Here is a 19,205-nt window from a genome sequence, read left to right as displayed (position 1 = left end):
CCACGCCCCCCGCTACCCCCCGGGGACGGCCGGCCCGCCGCGTCGGCCGCACGGCGGGCCCCCCACCCGTCCCCCACCCCCCCCCCCACCCCGCCTCGCCCCGCCCCGCCCCGCCCCGCCTCGTCGATCTTGCAGTTCTGGTCGCCGATACGCCACCTTTGCACCCTTTGCCGAGACCAAAAGTGCAAGATCGCGGGCGAGGGGAGAGGGCGGGGAGGGTGGGGTGGGAGGTCGGTCAGGTTGGTGGGGCGGGTGGGCGGAGCGGGTGGGGCGAGTGGGGCGAGTGGGGTGGGTGGGGGCGTTGGAGCGGGGTTGCGGGGTCGGGGAGTTCGGCGAGGGTGGTCGGGCGTGGGACCGGGCCGATGGCGGATCGGGTCGCGGTGGCGGGCACGGTGGCGGGGACGGTGGCGGCGACCGGGACGAGTTGACGCTCCGGCAGCCTGCGGGGGCCCGGGGGTGCCGGCGCTCCCAGGCCACTGAGCGAGCTGATCCCGAGGCGTCCGGCGAGCACCGGCACCTGGTCCGGCTCGACCACGAGGACCACCTCGCGCGGCCGGACCGGCCGCAGCAGCACCAACGCGGCGAGGATCACCAACAGCGTTCCACCGGTGAGTGAGCCCCAGGTGGCCGGGGCGATCCAGCCGGCCCGCAGTTCCGCGCGCAGGTCGAGGGTCACCCCCGCCCCACCGTCGGGTCGCAGCAGCACCAGACTCAGCCGCTGCCCGGCCAGGTCGCCGGGGCTCCACTCGAGCACGCCGTAGCCGGCGCGTACCCAGAAGGTCTGCGCGGCGGGCGCGGCCGGGACGGTGGGCGGGGTACCCGCCGCCGGGGTCACCTGTTCCAGCCGGACCGGCAGCGGCCCCCGGGCCAGCGGCACCCGGAGCACCGCGGCGTGCGGCGCGCCGGCCAGCCAGCGCTGCGCCTCCTCGGCCGGGGCCAGCCCGACGAAGGCCGGGCCGTCGGGAGTACGGGCGTCCAGCCGCAGCCGGGCCTGCCCGCCCCGGGCGAACGGCACCTCCCGGCGCACCAGCGCGTCGAGGTCGGTCACCACCACCGCGTGGCCCGGCGTCTGCACGGTCTCGAACCGGGCGGTGAACGCCCCGTCGGGGCCGGCGTGACCGGTCAGCAGACCGAGCGCGGCCGCACCGAGCAGCGCGGCGGTGCCGACGGTCAGCAGCAGCATTCCGGTAAGCGTCCACACGAAACGCATGCGCCGTGCTCCCCTCTGTAGCCAGACACCCGGCCGACCTTACCTACGCCGACCCGCCGATCAGCGGATATCCACGGCACGGACGCCGAAAGCGGACAGGCCCGCCGGGGATCAACCCGGCGGGCCTGCGATGCGGTGACGCCTCAGGGGGCTGGCGTCGCCGCCGCGCCGCTGGAGCGCCGGGTGCGGGCGAAGGCCAGCCCGCCGAGCACCAGCCCGCCGAGGCCGGCGAGCAGCCCGGCGACGCCGAGACCCACCGCGAGTCCGTTGCCGTCCTCGTCGCTGTCGTCGGACGCTGCCGCGGCGGGCGACTCGGCCGGCGCCTCCGTCGGCGTGTCGGCGGCGGCGGTGAGCGTGAGCACCGGCGCCGGGGCGGCCGGCTCCTCGCCGCCGGGCTGCGGCTCGTCGATCCAGCGCACCACGGCACCGTCGGAGTAGGTCTGCAACGCCTTGAAGACCATCTGGTCGGTCTCGGGCAGCGGCCCCATGGACACCGGGAACTCCTGGAAGGTGCCGGGGGCGATGGCGGCTCCGTCACCGGCCGTCCAGGTGATCTTGGAAACCACCTCGGTGATCTCGCTGCCGTGCACCTGCACCGGCGGGTCGACCTGCCGCTTCTCCACCGCCACCGACCAGCCGGGCACCGGCATGGTCGACACCGAACCGACCGGTGCGTTCTCCGGTAGGAAGATCTCCAGCTTGGTGGTCGACGCGGTGTCGCTCTCGTTCGGTACCCGGAACGCGAGCCGACCGTAGCCGCCCTGGGTGGCCTCGCGCGGGTTGACCGTGACGTGCGCGGAGGCCGGGGCCACGAAGCCGAACACGGCCGTAGCGACGGCGCCGAGCGTCAGAGCGGCGGCGGTGGCGGCGAAACGCCGGTGACGGAACATCAAGGAAACCTCTCTATCGGACGGGCACGGTGACGGTCACCGTGGCCTGGTCGATCTCGGTGGTACGGGCAGTGACCCGCAGTTCCCACTCGCCCGCCGCGGGCAGGCTGATCTCACCGGTGGCGTGGTTGTCGGTGAGCGGCAGCAGGGGCACCTGGATCGGCTCGATCCCGGCCGCCGGCAGGGCGACCGTGACCTGCCACTCGACGACCGGCAGCGGTTGGTTCTCCAGCGTGTACGCGTACAGGTGCACCGAGTTGTTGCCCCGGCGGGCCGGCGACACCTCGATCTGCATGGAGTACAGCGAGCTGGTGGCGGTGGTGCTGAAGTAGCCGCTGTCAGCGGCGGACACGTCCGTGGAGACGCTGCGGGCGGGGGTCGTCTGGACCAGGGTGGCCGAGACTCCCAGCACGATCGCGGTGATCGCCAGCTCGGCCCAGATCGCCCGGCGCACCGGAGCCGGCCGACTCGCCGCGACCCGGGTACGCACCAGGTGGCGGGAGTAGGCGGCCACCGCGATGACAAGCACGAAGAGGCCGATCTTGGCCAGCACCAACCGCCCGTACGTGGTGTTCACCAGGGCCGCCGGGGTGGCCACCTCGATCAGCGCCTGGACGGTGCCGGCGAGCAGCAGCGCGGAGACCGCCAGGGCCGCCCACCGGGACCAGATCGGCAGGATCGCCCCCAGTTCGCGCTCGTCGGCGCGGGGCAGCAGGAACACGGCGAGCATCACCAGCCCGCCCAGCCAGACAGCCATGCCGCCCAGGTGCACCGTGTCGACGAGCACCGACACCGCCGGGGCCGGCGAGGCCGCCGGATGCCCGGCGATCGGCCAGGTGAACAGCGCCCCCACGGCCAGCACGCCCAGGATCACCAGGTCCGTCCGGCCCACCGGGCCGGCCAGCAGCGGCCGGAGCAGCAACGCCACCGCGGCCAGCAGTCCGAGCCGGACCAGGTGAGCGGCGCCGAAGGCGCTGCCGAGCACCAGGCTCAGCCCCTCGCCGGTGACGTCGAACACCCCGCCGCCGTTGGTGTAGGGCACCTGGAGCAGAACCGCCGCCACCGTGGCAAGCGCCACCAGTCCGAGGCCGGTCCAGGCCAGTCGGGCCGGCCCGCGCCGGGACAGCCGGCGCGGCCAGAGCAGGGCGAGCACCAGCGCCGGACCGATGGCCAGCAGCAGTCCGGCGTAACCGAGGAACTTGGCGACCTTCACCGCGTTGCCGACCACCGGGTTGGCCTGGCCGTCGTCGCCGCTGTCCACCGGCGGCTCGGAGGGTGCGCCCACCGAGTAGGTGAACGCGCCGGAGACCGGGTGGCTGTCGGCGGAGATCACCCGGTAGGTGACCAGGTAGGTGCCGTTGCCGCGACCGGTGTCGACCGGGATGTTGACCACACTGCCGGCGAAGGTGGGCTCGCCCTGGTCCGCGCGCGAGCCGTCCGGAGCGATCACCCGGATCCGGTCCGGCACCTTGCGGACCGTCTCGCTGAAGGTGAGCACCACCTCGGCCGGCGCGGCGGGCACCACGGCGGAGGCGGCCGGGCTGCTGCTGGACAGCACGGCGTGGGCGCTGGCCGGGCTGGCGGGGACGAGCAGCAGCGCCACGACGGCGACCAGGAGGCCGGCGGTCGCGGCCAGCCGGGCGAACCGGCGGCGATGGGCGGCAGTCATGCCGCCCATGGTCGCCGACGACAGCCGGTCCAGGCGAACCAGGTCCATCGACTGGCGGCGATCACCCGTGATCGGGCACGGGCGCGCGGAGTCCGGACCGGCAGTCACAGGCGGATAGTCGGCCGAAACACCGGAAAAGTTCCCGGAGTGGCGCATCCCATGGAAGGGCCGAAGGACCCTGCCGCTCCCCGTGCCGCCGCGTAACCTGGACTGTCGTGATCCCCGCCCCGCGCGACACCTCCGCCAGCGCCGACACCGGCACCGTCGGCCCGGATCGCGCCGACGGCCGGCCCCGGCGACCTGCCGGGACGCCGCGGCACGCAGAGCCCGACCCGACCGCCGACCCGACCACCGGGTGGGCGCTGGCCGCCCGGGACGGCGACCCGGTCGCCCAGGCCGCGTTCGTCCGCGCCACCCAGGCGGAGGTGTGGCGGTTCACCGCGGCGCTCATCGATCCGGACAGCGCCGACGATCTCACCCAGGAGACCTACCTGCGGGCGTTCCGCGCGCTGCCCGCCTTCGCCGGCCGGTCCAGCGCCCGCACCTGGCTGCTCGGCATCGCCCGGCGGACCTGCGCCGACCACCTGCGCACGGTCCTGCGGCGGCGGCGACTGGACCAACGGCTCACCGCGCACGCGCATACCGACGTGCCGCACCCGGACCCGGCCGGTCAGCTCGGCGCGAGCGACCTGGTACGCCGGTTGGCCCCCGAACGACGTGGGGCATTCGTGCTGACCCAGTTGCTCGGCCTGTCGTACGCCGAGGCCGCCGCGGTGGAGGGGGTGCCGGTCGGCACCATCCGCTCGCGGGTGGCGCGGGCCCGGGCCGAGCTGGTCGACGCCGTCGACGAGGCGTTGGCCGGGTGAACGCCAACCCGCGCACCTGGCGCCCCTGGCTCGGTCTCGCCGTCCGGCTCGGCCTGGCCGGCGTCTGGATCTGGGCGGGCTGGTCGAAGGTCGGCGACCTGGCCGCCTCCGGCCGCGCGGTGAACGCCTACCAGGTGCTGCCGTACGACGTCGCCGTGGTGGTCGGTGCGGCCCTGCCGTTCGTCGAGCTGGCGTTGGGCCTGCTGCTGCTGCTCGGGCTGGCCACCAGGCTGGCCGCCGGGGTCTCCGCGGCCCTGCTGCTGGTCTTCATCGCGGGCATCGCCTCGGCCTGGTCGCGGGGGCTGGCCATCGACTGCGGCTGTTTCGGGGTGGGCGGCGAACTGCCGGCCGGGGAGAGCCCCAGTTATCTCCCGGAGATCCTCCGGGACATCGGCTTCCTGGCGTTGGCCGGGTTCCTGCTGATCTGGCCCCGCACCGCCGTCTCCGCCGACGGCGCGCTGACGGGCGAACCGGTGGAGGACGACAATGAGTAGTCGCAAGGGGCGCAAGGACGCGGCCCGGGTGGTCCGGGAACAGATTGCCCGGGAGCGACGCCGCAAGCGGACCCTGTGGATCTCGGTGGGCGCGGTGCTGGTGCTGGTCATCGCCGGCCTGATCGGCTGGAGCGTCTGGTCCAGCCAGCAGTCCGACGAGTTCACCGCGCCGCCGGGCGCCAACGACGCGGGCACCGGCATCGTGGTCGGCTCCGGGCCGGTGACCGTCGACATCTACGAGGACTACATCTGCCCGGCCTGCAAGCAGTTCGAACAGACCAGCGGGGCCACCATCGACCAGTTGGTCGCCGACGGCAAGGTACGGGTGGTCTACCACCCGGTGGCCTACCTCGACCGCTACTCCAGCACCGACTACTCGACCCGGGCCTCGGCCGCGTCCGGCTGCGCCGCCGAGGGCGGCAAGTTCACCGAGTTCAGTGCGGCACTGTTCGAGCGGCAGCCGCCGGAGGGCGGTGCCGGCCTCAGCAACGACGAGTTGATCGACATCGGGGCCGAGGTGGGGCTCGACCGCGACGCGTTCGCCAGCTGCGTCCGGGACGGGAAGTACCTGCCGTGGACCGAGCACGTCACCGACGAGGCGAACCGGGCCGGCGTCTCCGGTACGCCGACCATCCTGGTCGACGGCGAGCCGGTGCGGGAGTGGACGCCGGAGAACATCACCGCGGCGGTGGAGGCGGCCGGCCGGTGACCCTGCTCGCCCGGGCCGGGCTGCTGCTCACCGGCACGATCACCGCGATCCTCGCCACCGCCGCCCCCGCCCTCGCCCACGGCGCGGACGCACCCAACGGCACCGACTACCGGGTGACGGTCACCGCCGCCGGCCACCCGGACCTGCGGGTACGGGTCATCGAGGCGGGTGCCCGGCTGGAACTGACGAACACCGGCGACACGCCGGTCGAGGTGATCGGCTACTCGGGTGAGCCGTACCTGCGGATCGGACCGGACGGCGTCTACGAGAACTCCCGCTCACCCGCGACGTATCTCAACCGCACGCTCGTCGGTGACACCGCCCTGCCGGCCGAGGCCGACCCGGCCGCCGAGCCGCGCTGGCAGCGGGTCGACGGCGGGACGACGGCCCGCTGGCACGACCAGCGGGCCCGGTGGCGCGAGGCGGAACCGCCCGCCCAGGTCCGCGCCGCACCCGACCGTGAGCACCGGGTACGCGACTGGGTGGTACCGCTACGCGGCGCGGACGGACCGGCGGAGATCCGCGGCACCCTGGACTGGGTACCGCCGCCCGACGCGTACACCTGGTGGGTGGTGACCGTCGTCGGCGTGCTGGCGGTCGGTGCGCTCGGGGTGCTGCCGGCGGCCTCCGGCCCCGGGCGGCGGGCGCTCGTCGCCCTCGGCGGGCTGCTGATCGTCGGCGGAGCCGCTGCGGTCGCGCTCGCGCTCGGGCGGACGCTCGACGCCGGGGCGCAGGGACCGGGCGCCGTGCTGGCCGGCCTGCTGACCGGTCCGGTGTGGACCCTGCTGACCGGCCTGGCGGCGATCGCCGCCGGGACACGGGCGGCGACCGGCGGCGGCGCCTCGTCGTCGGCTCCCCGGTCCCACGTCGACTTCGTGGTGGCGCTGGCGGGCGTCTGCCTGGCGTTGTTCGCCGGGGTGACGAACGTCGCCGGCTTCAGCCGGGCCGTGCTTCCGACGCCGTGGCCGCCGACCGTCGCCCGGACACTCGTCGTCCTCGTCGTGGTGGCCGGTGCCGGTGCGCTGGCCGCCGCGCTGCTGCGCCTGCACACCGCCGCCCGCCGCCCGACCGCGACAACGGCCGTCACTCGCTGATCGGCGTGCGCCCGGTGGTGGGACGGAACGGGTAGGGCAGTTCGAGGCGGTGCCGGGCGAGCAGTTCCTCGTCGTCGAGCAGCACGGCCGTCGGCCCGTCGGCCACGATCCGCCCGCCGTCGAGGATGACCGAGCGGTCGCAGAGTTCGAACGCGTACGGCAGGTCGTGGGTGACCATCAGCAGGGTCACCGGCAGGGTGCGCAGGATGCCGGCCAGTTCCCGCCGCGCCGCCGGGTCGAGGTTCGACGACGGCTCGTCGAGCACCAGGATCTCCGGCCGCATCGCCAGCACGGTGGCCACCGCCACCCGACGACGCTGCCCGAAGGAGAGGTGGTGCGGGGTCCGGTCCCGGTGTTCCGACATGCCCACCGCGGCCAGCGCCTCGTCCACCCGGGCCGCCAGTTCCGGCCCGCGCAACCCGAGGTTGGCCGGGCCGAACGCCACGTCCTCGGCAACCGTGGGCAGAAAGAGCTGGTCGTCCGGATCCTGGAAGACGATGCCCACCCGGCGACGGATCTCCGCAAGCGTCGCCCGGTCCGGGCCGACGGTCAGCCCACCGACCGCGATCTGTCCCTCGGTGGGCGCCAGAATGCCGTTGAGGTGCAGCACCAGCGTGGTCTTCCCGGCGCCGTTGGGGCCGAGCAGCGCGACCCGCTCGCCGCGCGCCACCGTCAGGTCGACGCCGTGCAGCGCGACGTGGCCGTCGGGGTAGGCGTACCGGACGCCACGGACGGCCAGGCTGGGCGGGGTGGGCTGCACGCTTCGATCATGTCAGGACGGCGGCCGTGGCGGCGACGGTGCCCGCCAGCACCGGCACGGTGGCCGCGATCAGCCACTGCCCGGTCGTCGCCGCCGCGCCGCCCTGCCACACCGTCGGCATCCGACCGGTGTAGCCACGCGAGAGCATCGCCAGGTAGACCCGCTCGCCCCGCTCGAAGGCGCGCAGGAACAGCGCCCCGATGCCGGCGGCGAAGCCGCGCAGCTGCCACACGAAACGCGGATCGTCACCCCGGGAGATCCGGGCGAGACGCATCCGTCGGGCCTCGCCGACCAGCACGTCGAGGTAGCGCAACATGAAGGTGGCGATCTGGGTGACGATCTGCGGACAGCGCAGCCGGTCCAGCCCCACGATCAGGTCACGGGTGGTGGTGGTCGCCGCCAGCAGCAGCGACGCCCAGACGCCGAGGGTGCCCTTGGCGATGATGTTCCAGGCACCGTAGAGACCGTCGACCGACAGGTGCAGCCCGGCCACGTCCACCCGTTCGCCCGCGCCGAGGAACGGCAGGGCGAAGGCGAACAGGACGAACGGCAACTCGATCGTCGACCGCAGCAGCAGCCAGCGGGCCGTCACCCGGGCCAGCACCGCGACGACCGCGACCAGCAGGGCGTACGCGCCGAAGGCCCAGAGCGCCTCGCGGGGGGTGGCGACCACGGCGATGGTGAACGCCACCATCGCCGCGATCTTGACCTCCGGTGGTAGCCGGTGCACCGCCGATCCGGTGGCCCGGTACAGCACGTGGGCGTGACCGGCCCCCATCTCGGCTACCCGCCGCTCGTGGTGGCCGGGTCGGTGCGCTGCGCCCCGGTGGCGTTCTCCCCCGCCGGTTCCCGGCGGCGGACCAGCCAGAAGGCACCGCCGGCCACGGCGAAGGTCACCAGTACGCCCAGCACGCCGGAGAGCCCGGTGGAGAGGAAGTCGTTGTCCACGCCCGCGATGCCGTAGTCGGCAAGCGGACCGCCGATCTCGTGCTCCCGCTCCTGCTGCGCCGGGCAACTGCCGCCCGTGATCTCGTCGTCGGCGTCGAAGGTGCAGCCCTCCCGTAGCGACGAGTCCAGCCCGTCCGGGTGCGACGAGGCGAAGTTGCTGACCACGCCGGCCAGCAGCAGGGCGACGAGGAGCCCACCGACGACGAAACCCCACTTCCTCACCGAACACCTCCGACGGTCGGGACGGAAGCCGGTGCGGCCGGCTTCAGGGCGCGCAGCGCGTACACCAGGTCGGGACGGACCTTCGCCACGGTGACCACAGTGGTGGCCGTGATCAGCCCTTCGCCGATGCCGATGAACAGGTGGGACACGGCCATGGTGCCGGCCAGGCCGGCCAGGTTGCCGCCGAGATCGGTGGTGCCGCCGAGCTGGTACTGCAGCACGAAGCCCATCGCCGCGACGACCACGCTGACCAGCGCGGAGACGAAGGCGGTGACCGCCAATCCGGCCGGGGTGCGCGGCAGCACCCGCAGCAGCAGCGCGATCAGCAGGTACGCCACCGCGATGCCGATCACGGCCATGTTGGTGATGTTGAGCCCGAGCATGGCCACCCCGCCGTCGCCGAAGACGAGGGCCTGAACCACGAGCACCACCGCGACGCAGAGTGCGCCGACCCAGGGCCCGACCAGCATCGCGGCGAGCGCGCCGCCGAGCAGGTGGCCACTGACCCCGGCGGTGAAGATCGGAAAGTTGAGCATCTGCACGGCGAAGATGAACGCGGCGACCAGGCCGGCCATCGGCGCCAGCCGGTCGTCCAGGTCCTGCCGGCCACGCATGACGCAGTACGCCATCGCCGCCAGCGCGACCACCGCGAAGACCGCGGCGACCGGACCGTTGATGATGCCGTTGGAGATGTGCATCGCCAGGGTTTCCACATGACCTCCACGGATCGGCGGACCCGTGCCCGCCGACAGGGGTGAGCGTATTTCCCGTACCACGCTGTTGCCAATACCTGGCAACAGTGCCGTACGCCTCGTCCGACGTGCCGCGCCGACCGGCTGGTCCAGCGCGGCGGTAGGGTCGTGCCATGACCGCTCCCGCCCGCCTCTCCCCCGGCGACCCGGCGCCCGGATTCAGCCTGCCCACCGACACCGGCGGGCAGCTCACCCTGGCCGACCTGCGCGGTCGCAAGGTCGTGCTGTACGCCTACCCCGCCGCCATGACGCCCGGATGCACCAAGCAGGCCTGCGACTTCCGGGACTCGTTGGCCTCGTTGCAGGCCGCCGGATACGAGGTGGTGGGCATCTCACCGGACAAGCCGGAGAAGCTGGCGAAGTTCCGCGAGCGCGACGCGATCACCTTTCCGCTCGTCGCCGACGTCGACAAGACGGTGCTGACCACCTACGGCGCGTACGGCGAGAAGCAGATGTACGGCCGCACGGTCACCGGCGTGATCCGCTCCACCTTCGTCATCGACGAGGAGGGCCGGATCGAGCGGGCGCTCTACAACGTCAAGGCCACCGGCCATGTCGCCAAGCTGCGCCGCGACCTCGGCCTGGACTGACCGCGGCGGTGCCGGTGGTGCTGACAGTGGTGACCGCCCGCCGGCCTGTCGAGCTGATGGCGCAGATGACTCAGCACGACAGAGCCCGCACCGAACGATCAGCCCCGTCGACCGTCTAGACTTTCCCGGCCGGCGGGAGTGGCGTAACAGGCAGCCGCGCAGGTCTTAGGAACCTGTGTCCGAGAGGACGTGGGGGTTCGAATCCCCTCTCCCGCACCGATCGACCTGTCAGCCTGGTCACCATGACGGGCAACCGGGACGCTGCCCGGGCGAGGATGAGCGGCGTGAGTCTGCGCTTCGCCCTCGACCCCGAACTGACCGCTGACCTGCGCGAACGGATCGTCGCGCTGTGGGTCGACGTGACAAACGCCGGCGGCGCGGTCGGCTTCGTGGCACCTGTCGACGCCGTGCAGGTCCGCACCATCGCCGACCCGACGCTGGCCGACATCGCCGACGGACCGGACCGGTTGCTGCTGGGCTACGACGGTGATCGGCTGGTCGCCATGGCGATCTTCACCGATCCCCGGTTCCACCTGAAGACGCACCTGCGGGTGCTCACCCGGGTGATGGTGCACCCCGACACCCAGGGACGTGGCTTCGGTGACGCGCTGATGCGCGAGGCCGAACGGGTGGCGCGCGGCCTCGGGCTGGCGGCGCTGCACGTCACCGTGCGGGACGGGTTCGGGCTCGACCGGTTCTACCGGCGGCTCGGGTACCACGAGGTGGGCCGCTGGCCGGGTGCGATCCGCGTCGCCCCCGGCGACGACCGCGACGAGATCCTGATGTGGCTCGACCTGACGGCAGCCCGGCAGGATCAACACACGAGCGGCTGATCGGCTGCGGCAAAGCAGCTTCGGCCGCCGGCTCCGGCAGGCGGGCTCCGGGTGACCGACTCCGACAAGCAGCTTCGGCCGCCGGCTCCGGCAGGTGGCTTCGGCCGCCGGCTCCGGCAGGTGGCTTCGGCCGCCGGTCGAGGCCCGGCCGGCCCGTGCGGGCTCCGCTCATCCCGGCAGCTCGGCCGGCCGCAGCGTCAGTCGCAGCCGGGCGAGGGCGCGGCGAGCGGCGCTGTTGCGAACGCTTCGAGACCGGTCGGCTCGGCCGACGCGGTCGCACCGGCCGTCACCGTGACCGACGGCGTCGGCCGGGCCGAGGCACGCGTCGACGCGCTGGCGGAGGGTTTCGGCCGTGCCGACGGCGTACCGGTGGCCGCGACAGACCCGCGTGAGCTGCCTCCGTACATCCGGACGGAGCTGCGCTGCACCTTGCCCGGCGCCATCCGGATGCCCGTGGCGGTGGCCCGGTGGCCCCGGGTGTCGGTGACCCGGATCTGGTACGGGCCGGGCCCGGCACCGGAGTCGATCAGCCAGTAGTTGTAGCTCTCCCGCGCGGCCGCCCGCCACGGCCCCGAACCGCCCTGACGCACCTCGACCGAACGCAGCGGGTTGCCGTGGCCGGCGACCAGCACGGCGAACCACCACTGCGACGCGCCCTCCTTGATCCGGAAGGTGAGCGGACCGGACAGCGGCGGGTCGGCGACCAACCGGTAGCTGACGTCGACGATGCCCCGCACCGGATCCGCGATGCGGGCGAACGCCTCCCGGGACAGGTCGAGATGACCGGGTTCGCACTCGGGGCACTGGTCCATCACCATCACCCGTACGGTGCCCTTCGGCCCGGTCACCTCCAGGTACCCGCCGCAGGCGGCACCGTCGGCGTACTCGGCGGGGCCGAGCGCGACGTAGCGGCGGTCGGCCGGGGCGGCCGGGTAGGAGCAGTTGCCACCCGCGCCCTTCGAGTCGTAGAAGGTCGCCTTCCCCTCGTGGCGGGTGCCGGCGGCGGGCGGGGCGAGTTGCGCGCCGGCGGCCGGGAGCGCGACGGCCGGACGGGGCGGTGCGGCGCAGGCGGGTGCGGCGCCGGAGCGGAGCGCGAGGCTGAGCCCCACCACCGTGGCGAGGGTGGCCACCGCCCCGCCGACCAGCCACCGACGCGGCGCGGAACGCCGAGTCGGCGAATGGCCGGCGGGGCCGTCGATTCCGTCGGTCACGTGCAGACATGCTGCCGGAGCGGCGACCGCCCGGACAAGCGGGCTAAGCCAAAGCTAAGACGAACTTGATCTCGCCTGCGCGTGGGTGGTCAGCCGGCGCAGCGGCTCCACGGCGTCCGGGTGGCTGCGCAGCGCGTCCTCGATCCGGACCCGCCACACTCCGGCCTCGACCAGGTCGCGCCCGTCGTCGGGAGCCGAGCGCAGCCGGTCGCGCGTCTCCCGCAGCGACTGCGCCACGCCACCGCCGAGCAGCCGTTCCAGCTCACCGGCGAGGTTGCGGAAACGCTCGTCGTCGGGTACCGCCCCGACCAGTGTCCGGGCCGCGTCCCACGCCACCCGGGGATGATGGATCACCGACATCTCAGACTCCCTTGGTCGAGGTCCGCCCTCGGCCATCATCGATCCGCCGGCCCGCTGGCGGCAAGAGGTCTCCGTCGGTCGTCGTCGAGCCGTGTCCACCTGGTCAGTCGGCCAGTTCGACCGGGTCGCCGAGTCGCACCCGGCCTGACTCCAGCGGCACCAGGTTGAGTCCGAACAGGAGCTTGCGGTCGATGTTGCGGTGCCGGGCGAGGGTCCGCAACGGTTCCCGGCCGCGTACCCCGGTCTCCTGGTCGGTGGTGATGACCAGGCAGCGGGCCGACGGGCCGGCGGCGCGGAAGCGGACGGCGCCGATGCGCAGCCCACGCCCGGCCCAGTCGTCCTCCGCCCAGGCGGGGGCACCGTCGAGCACCAGGTTGGGCCGGAAGCGGGTCATCGGCACCGGTTGCGCACCGTCCGCGACGAGCCAGTCGCCGAGGGCCGCCAGCGATGCCGTGTTGGTCAGCAGGACCGGGTACGCGTCGGCGAAGCTGACCTGGTCCCCGGGGTCGTACTTCCGGTCGCCGCGTGGAATGTGCCGGGTCGGTCGAGCCAGTCGGACCAGCCGGACCGGTCGGTCGAGCACCGCACCGAACCAGGCGTCGGCGGCCGGGCCGGCGGGCAGCGCGTCGACCCGCAGCACCCGCCGCCGGAACGTCCGCACCGGCACCGGCGTGCCGTCGGTCGGCACGGGCACCACCAGGTCGGGATGACCGTCGGCGCGCAGCAGCAGCCCGTCGGGGCCGGGGCTGGCATGCACCCGGACCAGCGAGGTGGCCTCGCGCTGGGTGACGCCGATCCCCTCGGCGTCGACAAGCATCCAGCGCCGGTCCTCGTCCAGCCCCCACGGTCGTACGTCGGCCGCGTCGTGGACGAGACCACGGCAACCCTTGACCGGATAGGTGGTGATCCCGCTCAGCCGCACCCGGCTACCATGCCACGCCGATGCCGTCGCCCGGGTACCAGTGGTTCGCCGGTGTCTCCCGGTAGGCGAGGAACCGCCGCCCGGTGCGTTCGGCGTGCTCGGCCAGCACGTTCGTGTGGGTGACGTTGTCGGTCAACAGCATCGCCCCAGGGGCCAGTTTCGGCTCGACGGCGGCGAACTCGCGCCGCTCGTACGCGCGGCTGTGGTCGCTGTCGTGCAGGAACAGGTCGACCGGCCGATCCAACGCGGTGATCGACTCGACCGAGTCGCCGATCACCAGGTCGATCACCTCCGACCAGGGTTCGGTGCGGGCGAGGTAGCCGGCCTCGGGGTTGATGTCGATCGAACTGACCCGGCCCGGATGCCCCTCGGCGGCGTTGCGCAGCAACGCGGCGGCCAGCACGCAGCTGCCCAGTCCCTTGTCGACGCCGGTCTCGACGATGTGCTGCGGCCGCCGGGCCCGGACGATCGCGTACCAGCCGATCCGGCGGGCGTACCGCACCTGCCGGTCCGCCAGCCCACGACGGGCGGCGCCCGCGATGGCGGAGCTGATGTGCTGCCGCAGCGCGTCGTCGGACTCGATCTCGGCGAGGTACCCCCGGACCTGCTTGACCGGCAGCTCACAGACGACACTGACGAACCAGGCGAGATGGTGCCGACTGAGCTTGGTCAACTCGTACGTGTAGTTGTGATGCTCCCGCGAGGCGACCAACCAGCGGGCCGAGGTACGCAGCACCTTGGCGTCGTGCCGGGCGACGGCGACCAGGCGTTTCGGAAAGGCGGCGACGGGGGCGAGGCGGGTACGGGCGATCGCCCGACGCAGCTTGACGGCATCCACCGCTGCGTTCTACCAGACCCAGAGAAACAGCGAAGTAACAATGCACGTTTCGACCGGCCGGACGGGGGCCCACGGCCGGAACATGAAGTCAGTAGCATCACCGCCATGTCGAGTGGAGAGCAGGCGGGGACCATCTCCCCGGAGCAGAACCTGCCGACGGGGGACACTGACGGCCCGGAGACGGCGGACGGGTCGGCTGGAAAGCCACGCCGACGCTGGCTGCGGATCACGCTGATCGTGCTGTTGGTGCTGTCGCTGCTTGGCGTGGGTGCCGTGGTGGCGAGCGGCTTCTACCTCAAGTCCGTCGAGTCGGACATCGAGCGGGTCGACGCGTTCGACGACGTACCCGAGGAGACCCGCCCTGAGATCGTGGCGACCGGCGCGGTGAACATCCTGGTGCTGGGCAGCGACTCCCGCGACCCGGAGAACACCGGAGGCTCCCGAGCCGACACGATCATCCTGGCGCATCTGCCCAAGGATCGCTCCAGCGCCCAGCTCATCTCGATTCCCCGCGACACGTGGGTCGCGGTGCCCCGGTCCAAGGAGGGCCGCGGCGGTCGCGACGCGAAGATAAACGCGGCCTACGCCTGGGGTGGCGTGCCGTTGATGGTGCAGACCGTGGAGCAGTTCACCAGGGTGCGCGTTGACCACGTGGTGATGGTCGACTTCGCCGGATTCAAGGAGATCATCGATGCTCTCGGCGGTATCGAGATCGACTCGGAGAAGGAGTTCACCTCCATCCACCCGCCGTTCCGCACCTTCCGGCAAGGGACGCAGCGGATGGATGGCGCGACGGCCCTGGACTACGCGCGCCAGCGCAAGCAGTTCCCGGACGGCGACTTCGCCCGGATTCGGCATCAGCAACAGGTGATCAGAGCCATCATGGAGAAGGCGACCTCGGGCGGAATCCTCACCAACCCGGTGAAGCTCAACTCGTTCCTGCAGGCCACCTCGGACAGCCTGTCCGTCGATCGGAAGCTGTCCCTGTTGGACATGGCCACCGAGAACCGCAACCTCCGCAGCGGCAACCTGTTCTTCCTGACCACCCCGACGAAGGGCACCGGCCGGGTCGGCTCAGAAAGCGTCGTCTTCGCCGACATGGAGCGGTCCCGCGCCCTCTACGAGGCGGTCCGCGACGACGTGGCCAAGGACATCATCGCCCGAGCTGATCGGAAGTGACGGTCCCCCGCCCCAGCGGGAAATCGCCCGAACGCAGCACCAACCGCTCGTCACGGGACGCCCGGCCGGCACGGTCACACGGCGGGCCGAGACCACTGCTGCCAGGGGCCTGGCTCAGTAGGCACCCCGTCGATCAAGGACTACCCGGACCGTGCGCCACAGGATGCCCAGGTCGTAGACCAACGACCAGTTGTCAACGTAGTGCAGGTCAAGCCGGACAGCGTCCTCCCAGGTGAGGTCCGATCGACCGGAGATCTGCCAAAGCCCGGTGATGCCGGGACGCACCAGGAGCCGACGGCGGACATCGCCACGGTAGTCGTCGTCCTCGGTAGGCAGCGGACGTGGGCCGACCAGGGACATCTGCCCCATCAACACGTTGATCAGCTGTGGCAGCTCGTCGAGCGACAGAGCGCGCAGATGACGGCCGATCGGAGTGACCCGAGGGTCGTTCCTCATCTTGAACAGGAGGCCATCGCTCTCGTTGTGCGCGCGCAGAGCCTCCAGCCGCTGCTCCGCGTCCGTGTACATGGTGCGGAACTTCCACACCTTGAACGCCTTGCCCTGATGGCCGATCCGGGACTGCCGGAACATCACCGGGCCCGGGTCGGTGAACTTGATGGCCAGTGCGATGCCGACCAGCACAGGGCCCAACACGATGAGCCCGAACAGCGCGGCGATCCGGTCGATGAGGCTCTTGGCCAGCAGGGACAGACCGGAGATGGTCGGTTCCTCGACGTTGAGCAGCGGCAGTCCCTCGATCGGCCGGACGTGGATGCGCGGCCCGGTGACATCGGTCACCTGGGGCACCACCACCAGGTCGATACCGGTTCCCTCCAACTGCCAGGCAAGCTTGCGCAACTCGTACGACTCCAGGCTGGCCGGTCCGCAGACGGCGATGGTGTCCGCACGCAACTGCTGCACCAAGGGCACCAGGTCCCAGCCCACGTACACCGGAACTGGAGCGTTCACCCGTTCTCCCGTGCGCGGATAGTGCGGCAGGTGGATGGCGACCGGACGTAGCCCGGCACCCGCGTTGCGGGTGACCACCTCGTGCACGGCCAGCGCGTCGCCCAGCCGCCCGACCAGGAGCACCTTCTGGGAGGCGCGCTGGTTCACGCGACGGATCCGGCGCAGTGTGATCCGGGCGACGATCCGGACGATCACGGTGTAGACCAGCAGGCCCACGATGATCGCCGCGACCGTGGCCCGGGACACGTCCTTCTTGAAGCCGAGCGCGAGGAAGGAAACCGCGGCAGCCATGGCGATGTTCGCCCGGACCACCCGGTTGAGTTCCTCGGTGCCGCGGCCGAGGGCCCGCCGGTCGTACGCGCCGGCACCGGCCAGGATCGCCAGCCACAGCAGCGGCACGCCGAGATTGGCCACCAGCGCGAAGGCGCTCACCGCGCCGCCGAGCACCCGATCGTCCCAGAACCCGGCGTCGGCGTCCTGAAACAGGGCCACGACCGTGCGGCTTGCCGCCACCGCAGCCACGAAGTCGAGCACGATCAGGCAGGCCGCGTAGCGGCGGCGCCACTTCGCTCGCGGCGCGACAGGCCGGCCGAACACCGATCGCGGCATGCCGTTGGACGGCGGCATGATCACGCCCAGGTCCGGGTCGAACCGCGGCGAGGGTACGACGGTCGCCATGATCTGCGTGTGCGCGGACACGTTCTTCCTTTCACCAGCCTCGTATCCGAGGCAGCGAGGGCGGCGAGGCGGCCCGCCGTGGGTTTCGGTTCGTGCGGTTCAGTCAGTCGGGCGCGGGGCCGGCCCGGTTGGTGCCGGCATGCCGGCTGAGTTCATCGACGAGCGCCAGGTAGGCGGGTTTCGGTGTGAGGTCGGCGTCGAAGAGGCAGGCAGCCCCGTACCCGCGGTGGTAGCCGGGGATCCAGCTACGCGAGTCGGTGAAGCCCCACACGGTGAAGGACACACACCCAGGGACCGCAAGGCAAGATTTGAGCACCTGCCGGTACACCGCCGCCTGGCGCTTGAGTTTCTCCGGGGTCACCGGAAGTTCGACCCGGACGTCGAGCTCGGTGATCGCCACCGACACTCCCACGTCCGCGAAGCGGCGCAGATTCCGGGTCAATTCCCGAGGCGGTTCGTCCCAGGCGAGATGACTCTGGAAGCCCACCCCGTCCACCGGGACCCCGTCACGGCGCAGGTCCCGCACCAGAGCCAGCAGGGCGTCAGCCTTCCTGGTACGTCCCTCGATGCCGTAATCGTTTATGAACAGCCGGGCTCCAGGATCGGCCGCGTGCGCCCAGCGAAAGGCGTCGGCGATGTAGCCGGGGCCCAGCTTCCGCAGCCACAGCGTCTCCCGCAGCGAGCCGTCCTCGTCCAGCACCTCGTTGACGACGTCCCAGGCCCACACGCGTCCCCGGTACCGCGAGACGACCTCGGTGACGTGGTCCCGCAGTTCCGTCCGGATCCGCTCCGCCGGCCACTCCGGCGACACCCACTTCGGCATGTCGCTGTGCCACACCAAGGTGTGCCCGTACACCTCCTGACCGTGCCGCTCGGCGAACTCGACAAGTTGGTCAGCGCCCGGCCAGGCGTACACGCCGGGCAGTGGCTCCAGGTTGCGCCACTTCATCGCGTTCTCCGTGGTCATGGCGTTGAACTCGGTGCCGAGCAGAGAGCTGTAGGCCGGATCCAGGCTGAGGCCGCGACCATCGGCGGCCGAGCCGATGCGCACTCCCGGTGGCGCGAGTTCCCGGAGCGTCTTACGGCCCGGTGCCGCGGGTTCCGAGGCGACCGGCGGTGATCCGACCACTCCGGCCGGCCCGTCGCCGCGCGCCTTGACGACCAGGGCCAGGCCCGTCGCGAAGAGCGCGGCGATCACCAGCACCAGCGACACCAGCACGATCGGCAGGCGGAGGGCCCGGAATCTGCCGGTCGGTGACCGGGCCGGATCAGCAGGTGGTGGCCGGGACACGTCGCGCCGGGCGGAGAGTTGGTCGATCACGAGAGGGCCGATCCCGGAAGCGCCCACGGCGCTCGGGTGAAGTTCCATCGGGCGCGCTCGGCGAATTCCTCCCGAGCCAGTCGCGGGGCCGTCTCGTCGGTGAGCAGGCTGGCCAGCACCTTCGTCACCTCGACCGGGTCTTCCGGCACCCGGGTGAGCCGCCGAGAGTTCGGCTGGCCGATCTCGTCCAGGAAGTCGTCGCACTTCTGCTGGTAGGGCACGAGGGCGAACGGAACGTCCGCCAGGTAGGCGAAGACGGCCCCATGCATCCGCATGTGCAGGCCGAGGTCGCAACGCTTCATCTCGTCCCAGCACGCTCGCACACCGTCGCGGGCGGTCACCACTCGGACATCGCATCGCCCGTCGAGGGCCCGGCGAAGCCGTTCGCTGACTCGTTCGTCTCCATGAACGGGGTGGGTGTTGAAGACGAACACGGTGACGTCCACCGGTTCCCGGCGCACCAGCTCAGTCACCCCGTCGATAAGCGCGTCCTCGCGGCGCTGCGCCTGCGGGGCAGCGGCTTCGTAGTCGACGCCGAGCAGTGTCACACCGAGCCGCGCCCGGGTGCCCTGCGCCCGCCCGGGCTGCAGCCCGATGCTCTCCCCGAGCGCCACGGGCAGCAGCCCGGCGTGGTCGCCGGCGGGGACGGGCGTCCCGGGGTGTCCCGCACCCCGGGGGAGCTCGGCGGGG

General features: G+C 72.4%; 21 protein-coding genes and 1 tRNA gene. 8 read left to right on the top strand and 14 right to left on the bottom strand.

The features are described 5' to 3' along the window. Positions 1-235: 235 nt before the first annotated feature. From V5O40_RS28000 to V5O40_RS26125, 3 genes are all read right to left on the bottom strand, one after another. Positions 236-1,210: a hypothetical protein gene (locus V5O40_RS28000; protein ID WP_408631953.1), complete on the bottom strand. Its 975-nt coding sequence runs from the start codon at positions 1,208-1,210 to the stop codon at positions 236-238. A gap of 143 nt (positions 1,211-1,353) precedes the next feature. After that, positions 1,354-2,100, bottom strand: coding sequence for a YcnI family copper-binding membrane protein (locus tag V5O40_RS26130; protein WP_332907924.1), 747 nt, complete (start codon positions 2,098-2,100; stop codon positions 1,354-1,356). A gap of 13 nt (positions 2,101-2,113) precedes the next feature. Further along, positions 2,114-3,778 (bottom strand): copper resistance CopC/CopD family protein, encoded by a 1,665-nt coding sequence (locus V5O40_RS26125; RefSeq protein WP_332907927.1) that lies wholly within the window; start codon positions 3,776-3,778, stop codon positions 2,114-2,116. Between the two features lie 206 nt (positions 3,779-3,984). On the opposite strand from V5O40_RS26125, the gene V5O40_RS26120 reads away from it, so the two are divergent. The 4 genes from V5O40_RS26120 to V5O40_RS26105 are packed head-to-tail and all read left to right on the top strand — an operon-like array spanning position 3,985 to position 6,932. Next, entirely contained in the window at positions 3,985-4,635 is a 651-nt protein-coding gene (locus V5O40_RS26120; RefSeq protein ID WP_408631952.1) for a sigma-70 family RNA polymerase sigma factor, read from the top strand. Then, positions 4,632-5,129 (top strand): MauE/DoxX family redox-associated membrane protein, encoded by a 498-nt coding sequence (locus V5O40_RS26115; RefSeq protein ID WP_332907923.1) that lies wholly within the window; start codon positions 4,632-4,634, stop codon positions 5,127-5,129. The genes V5O40_RS26120 and V5O40_RS26115 overlap by 4 nt, the downstream gene beginning before the upstream one ends. Further along, on the top strand, positions 5,122-5,838 hold the full coding sequence (locus V5O40_RS26110; RefSeq protein ID WP_332907922.1) for a DsbA family protein: 717 nt from the start codon (positions 5,122-5,124) through the stop codon (positions 5,836-5,838). The genes V5O40_RS26115 and V5O40_RS26110 overlap by 8 nt, the downstream gene beginning before the upstream one ends. Next, positions 5,835-6,932: a hypothetical protein gene (locus V5O40_RS26105; protein WP_332907921.1), complete on the top strand. Its 1,098-nt coding sequence runs from the start codon at positions 5,835-5,837 to the stop codon at positions 6,930-6,932. Before V5O40_RS26110 ends, V5O40_RS26105 begins: the two co-directional genes overlap by 4 nt. Here V5O40_RS26105 and V5O40_RS26100 read toward each other — a convergent pair. The 4 genes from V5O40_RS26100 to V5O40_RS26085 are packed head-to-tail and all read right to left on the bottom strand — an operon-like array spanning position 6,922 to position 9,575. Next, positions 6,922-7,692 (bottom strand): energy-coupling factor ABC transporter ATP-binding protein, encoded by a 771-nt coding sequence (locus tag V5O40_RS26100; RefSeq protein WP_332907920.1) that lies wholly within the window; start codon positions 7,690-7,692, stop codon positions 6,922-6,924. The genes V5O40_RS26105 and V5O40_RS26100 overlap by 11 nt on opposite strands. Positions 7,693-7,699: 7 nt before the next feature. After that, entirely contained in the window at positions 7,700-8,470 is a 771-nt protein-coding gene (gene cbiQ / locus V5O40_RS26095; protein ID WP_332907919.1) for a cobalt ECF transporter T component CbiQ, read from the bottom strand. Between the two features lie 5 nt (positions 8,471-8,475). Continuing rightward, positions 8,476-8,862 (bottom strand): PDGLE domain-containing protein, encoded by a 387-nt coding sequence (locus V5O40_RS26090; RefSeq protein ID WP_332907918.1) that lies wholly within the window; start codon positions 8,860-8,862, stop codon positions 8,476-8,478. Then, the gene (locus V5O40_RS26085; RefSeq protein ID WP_332907917.1) at positions 8,859-9,575 is read right to left on the bottom strand and encodes an energy-coupling factor ABC transporter permease; all 717 of its coding nucleotides are present in this window, start codon (positions 9,573-9,575) and stop codon (positions 8,859-8,861) included. Before V5O40_RS26085 ends, V5O40_RS26090 begins: the two co-directional genes overlap by 4 nt. 152 nt (positions 9,576-9,727) lie before the next feature. Between V5O40_RS26085 and bcp the strand changes: the two genes are divergently transcribed. The 3 genes from bcp to V5O40_RS26070 all read left to right on the top strand — a co-directional run bounded on the left by bcp (position 9,728) and on the right by V5O40_RS26070 (position 11,037). Then, positions 9,728-10,204 (top strand): thioredoxin-dependent thiol peroxidase, encoded by a 477-nt coding sequence (gene bcp, locus V5O40_RS26080; RefSeq protein ID WP_332907916.1) that lies wholly within the window; start codon positions 9,728-9,730, stop codon positions 10,202-10,204. Positions 10,205-10,336: 132 nt separating this feature from the next. Further along, positions 10,337-10,420, top strand: a tRNA-Leu gene (locus V5O40_RS26075). 68 nt (positions 10,421-10,488) lie between these two features. Continuing rightward, on the top strand, positions 10,489-11,037 hold the full coding sequence (locus V5O40_RS26070) for a GNAT family N-acetyltransferase (protein WP_332907915.1): 549 nt from the start codon (positions 10,489-10,491) through the stop codon (positions 11,035-11,037). A 197-nt stretch (positions 11,038-11,234) separates the two neighbouring features. Here the strand turns inward: V5O40_RS26070 and V5O40_RS26065 are convergent, their stop codons facing one another. From V5O40_RS26065 to V5O40_RS26050, 4 genes are all read right to left on the bottom strand, one after another. Further along, positions 11,235-12,248 (bottom strand): expansin EXLX1 family cellulose-binding protein, encoded by a 1,014-nt coding sequence (locus V5O40_RS26065; RefSeq protein ID WP_332907914.1) that lies wholly within the window; start codon positions 12,246-12,248, stop codon positions 11,235-11,237. A 54-nt stretch (positions 12,249-12,302) separates the two neighbouring features. After that, positions 12,303-12,608 (bottom strand): hypothetical protein, encoded by a 306-nt coding sequence (locus V5O40_RS26060; RefSeq protein ID WP_332907913.1) that lies wholly within the window; start codon positions 12,606-12,608, stop codon positions 12,303-12,305. Positions 12,609-12,711: 103 nt separating this feature from the next. Further along, positions 12,712-13,530, bottom strand: coding sequence for an MOSC domain-containing protein (locus V5O40_RS26055; RefSeq protein ID WP_332907912.1), 819 nt, complete (start codon positions 13,528-13,530; stop codon positions 12,712-12,714). 4 nt (positions 13,531-13,534) lie between these two features. Continuing rightward, positions 13,535-14,368, bottom strand: coding sequence for a class I SAM-dependent methyltransferase (locus V5O40_RS26050; protein WP_332907911.1), 834 nt, complete (start codon positions 14,366-14,368; stop codon positions 13,535-13,537). 105 nt (positions 14,369-14,473) lie between these two features. Between V5O40_RS26050 and V5O40_RS26045 the strand changes: the two genes are divergently transcribed. After that, on the top strand, positions 14,474-15,547 hold the full coding sequence (locus tag V5O40_RS26045) for an LCP family protein (RefSeq protein ID WP_332907910.1): 1,074 nt from the start codon (positions 14,474-14,476) through the stop codon (positions 15,545-15,547). Positions 15,548-15,661: 114 nt separating this feature from the next. Here the strand turns inward: V5O40_RS26045 and V5O40_RS26040 are convergent, their stop codons facing one another. The 3 genes from V5O40_RS26040 to V5O40_RS26030 all read right to left on the bottom strand — a co-directional run. Next, on the bottom strand, positions 15,662-17,143 hold the full coding sequence (locus V5O40_RS26040; protein ID WP_332907925.1) for a sugar transferase: 1,482 nt from the start codon (positions 17,141-17,143) through the stop codon (positions 15,662-15,664). A 154-nt stretch (positions 17,144-17,297) separates the two neighbouring features. Further along, complete coding sequence (locus tag V5O40_RS26035) at positions 17,298-18,515, bottom strand: endo-1,4-beta-xylanase (RefSeq protein WP_332907909.1); 1,218 nt, start codon at positions 18,513-18,515, stop codon at positions 17,298-17,300. Continuing rightward, on the bottom strand, positions 18,512-19,205 hold a 694-nt coding region (locus V5O40_RS26030), incomplete at its 5' end, for a hypothetical protein (protein ID WP_332907908.1). The genes V5O40_RS26030 and V5O40_RS26035, both read right to left, overlap by 4 nt.

It is taken from the genome of Micromonospora palythoicola (genome assembly GCF_036689795.1).
GTDB lineage: Bacteria > Actinomycetota > Actinomycetes > Mycobacteriales > Micromonosporaceae > Micromonospora > Micromonospora palythoicola.
This window is presented reverse-complemented; position numbering and strand designations above follow the sequence as displayed.

Coding starts and splice junctions, on each gene's coding strand:
- V5O40_RS26045 (WP_332907910.1), top strand. CDS start 14,474: ATGTCGAGTGGAGAGCAGGCGGGGACCATCTCCCCGGAGCAGAACCTG.
- V5O40_RS26060 (WP_332907913.1), bottom strand. CDS start 12,608: ATGTCGGTGATCCATCATCCCCGGGTGGCGTGGGACGCGGCCCGGACA.
- cbiQ (WP_332907919.1), bottom strand. CDS start 8,470: ATGGGGGCCGGTCACGCCCACGTGCTGTACCGGGCCACCGGATCGGCG.
- V5O40_RS26130 (WP_332907924.1), bottom strand. CDS start 2,100: ATGTTCCGTCACCGGCGTTTCGCCGCCACCGCCGCCGCTCTGACGCTC.
- bcp (WP_332907916.1), top strand. CDS start 9,728: ATGACCGCTCCCGCCCGCCTCTCCCCCGGCGACCCGGCGCCCGGATTC.
- V5O40_RS26110 (WP_332907922.1), top strand. CDS start 5,122: ATGAGTAGTCGCAAGGGGCGCAAGGACGCGGCCCGGGTGGTCCGGGAA.
- V5O40_RS26040 (WP_332907925.1), bottom strand. CDS start 17,143: ATGCCGCCGTCCAACGGCATGCCGCGATCGGTGTTCGGCCGGCCTGTC.
- V5O40_RS28000 (WP_408631953.1), bottom strand. CDS start 1,210: ATGCGTTTCGTGTGGACGCTTACCGGAATGCTGCTGCTGACCGTCGGC.
- V5O40_RS26125 (WP_332907927.1), bottom strand. CDS start 3,778: ATGGGCGGCATGACTGCCGCCCATCGCCGCCGGTTCGCCCGGCTGGCC.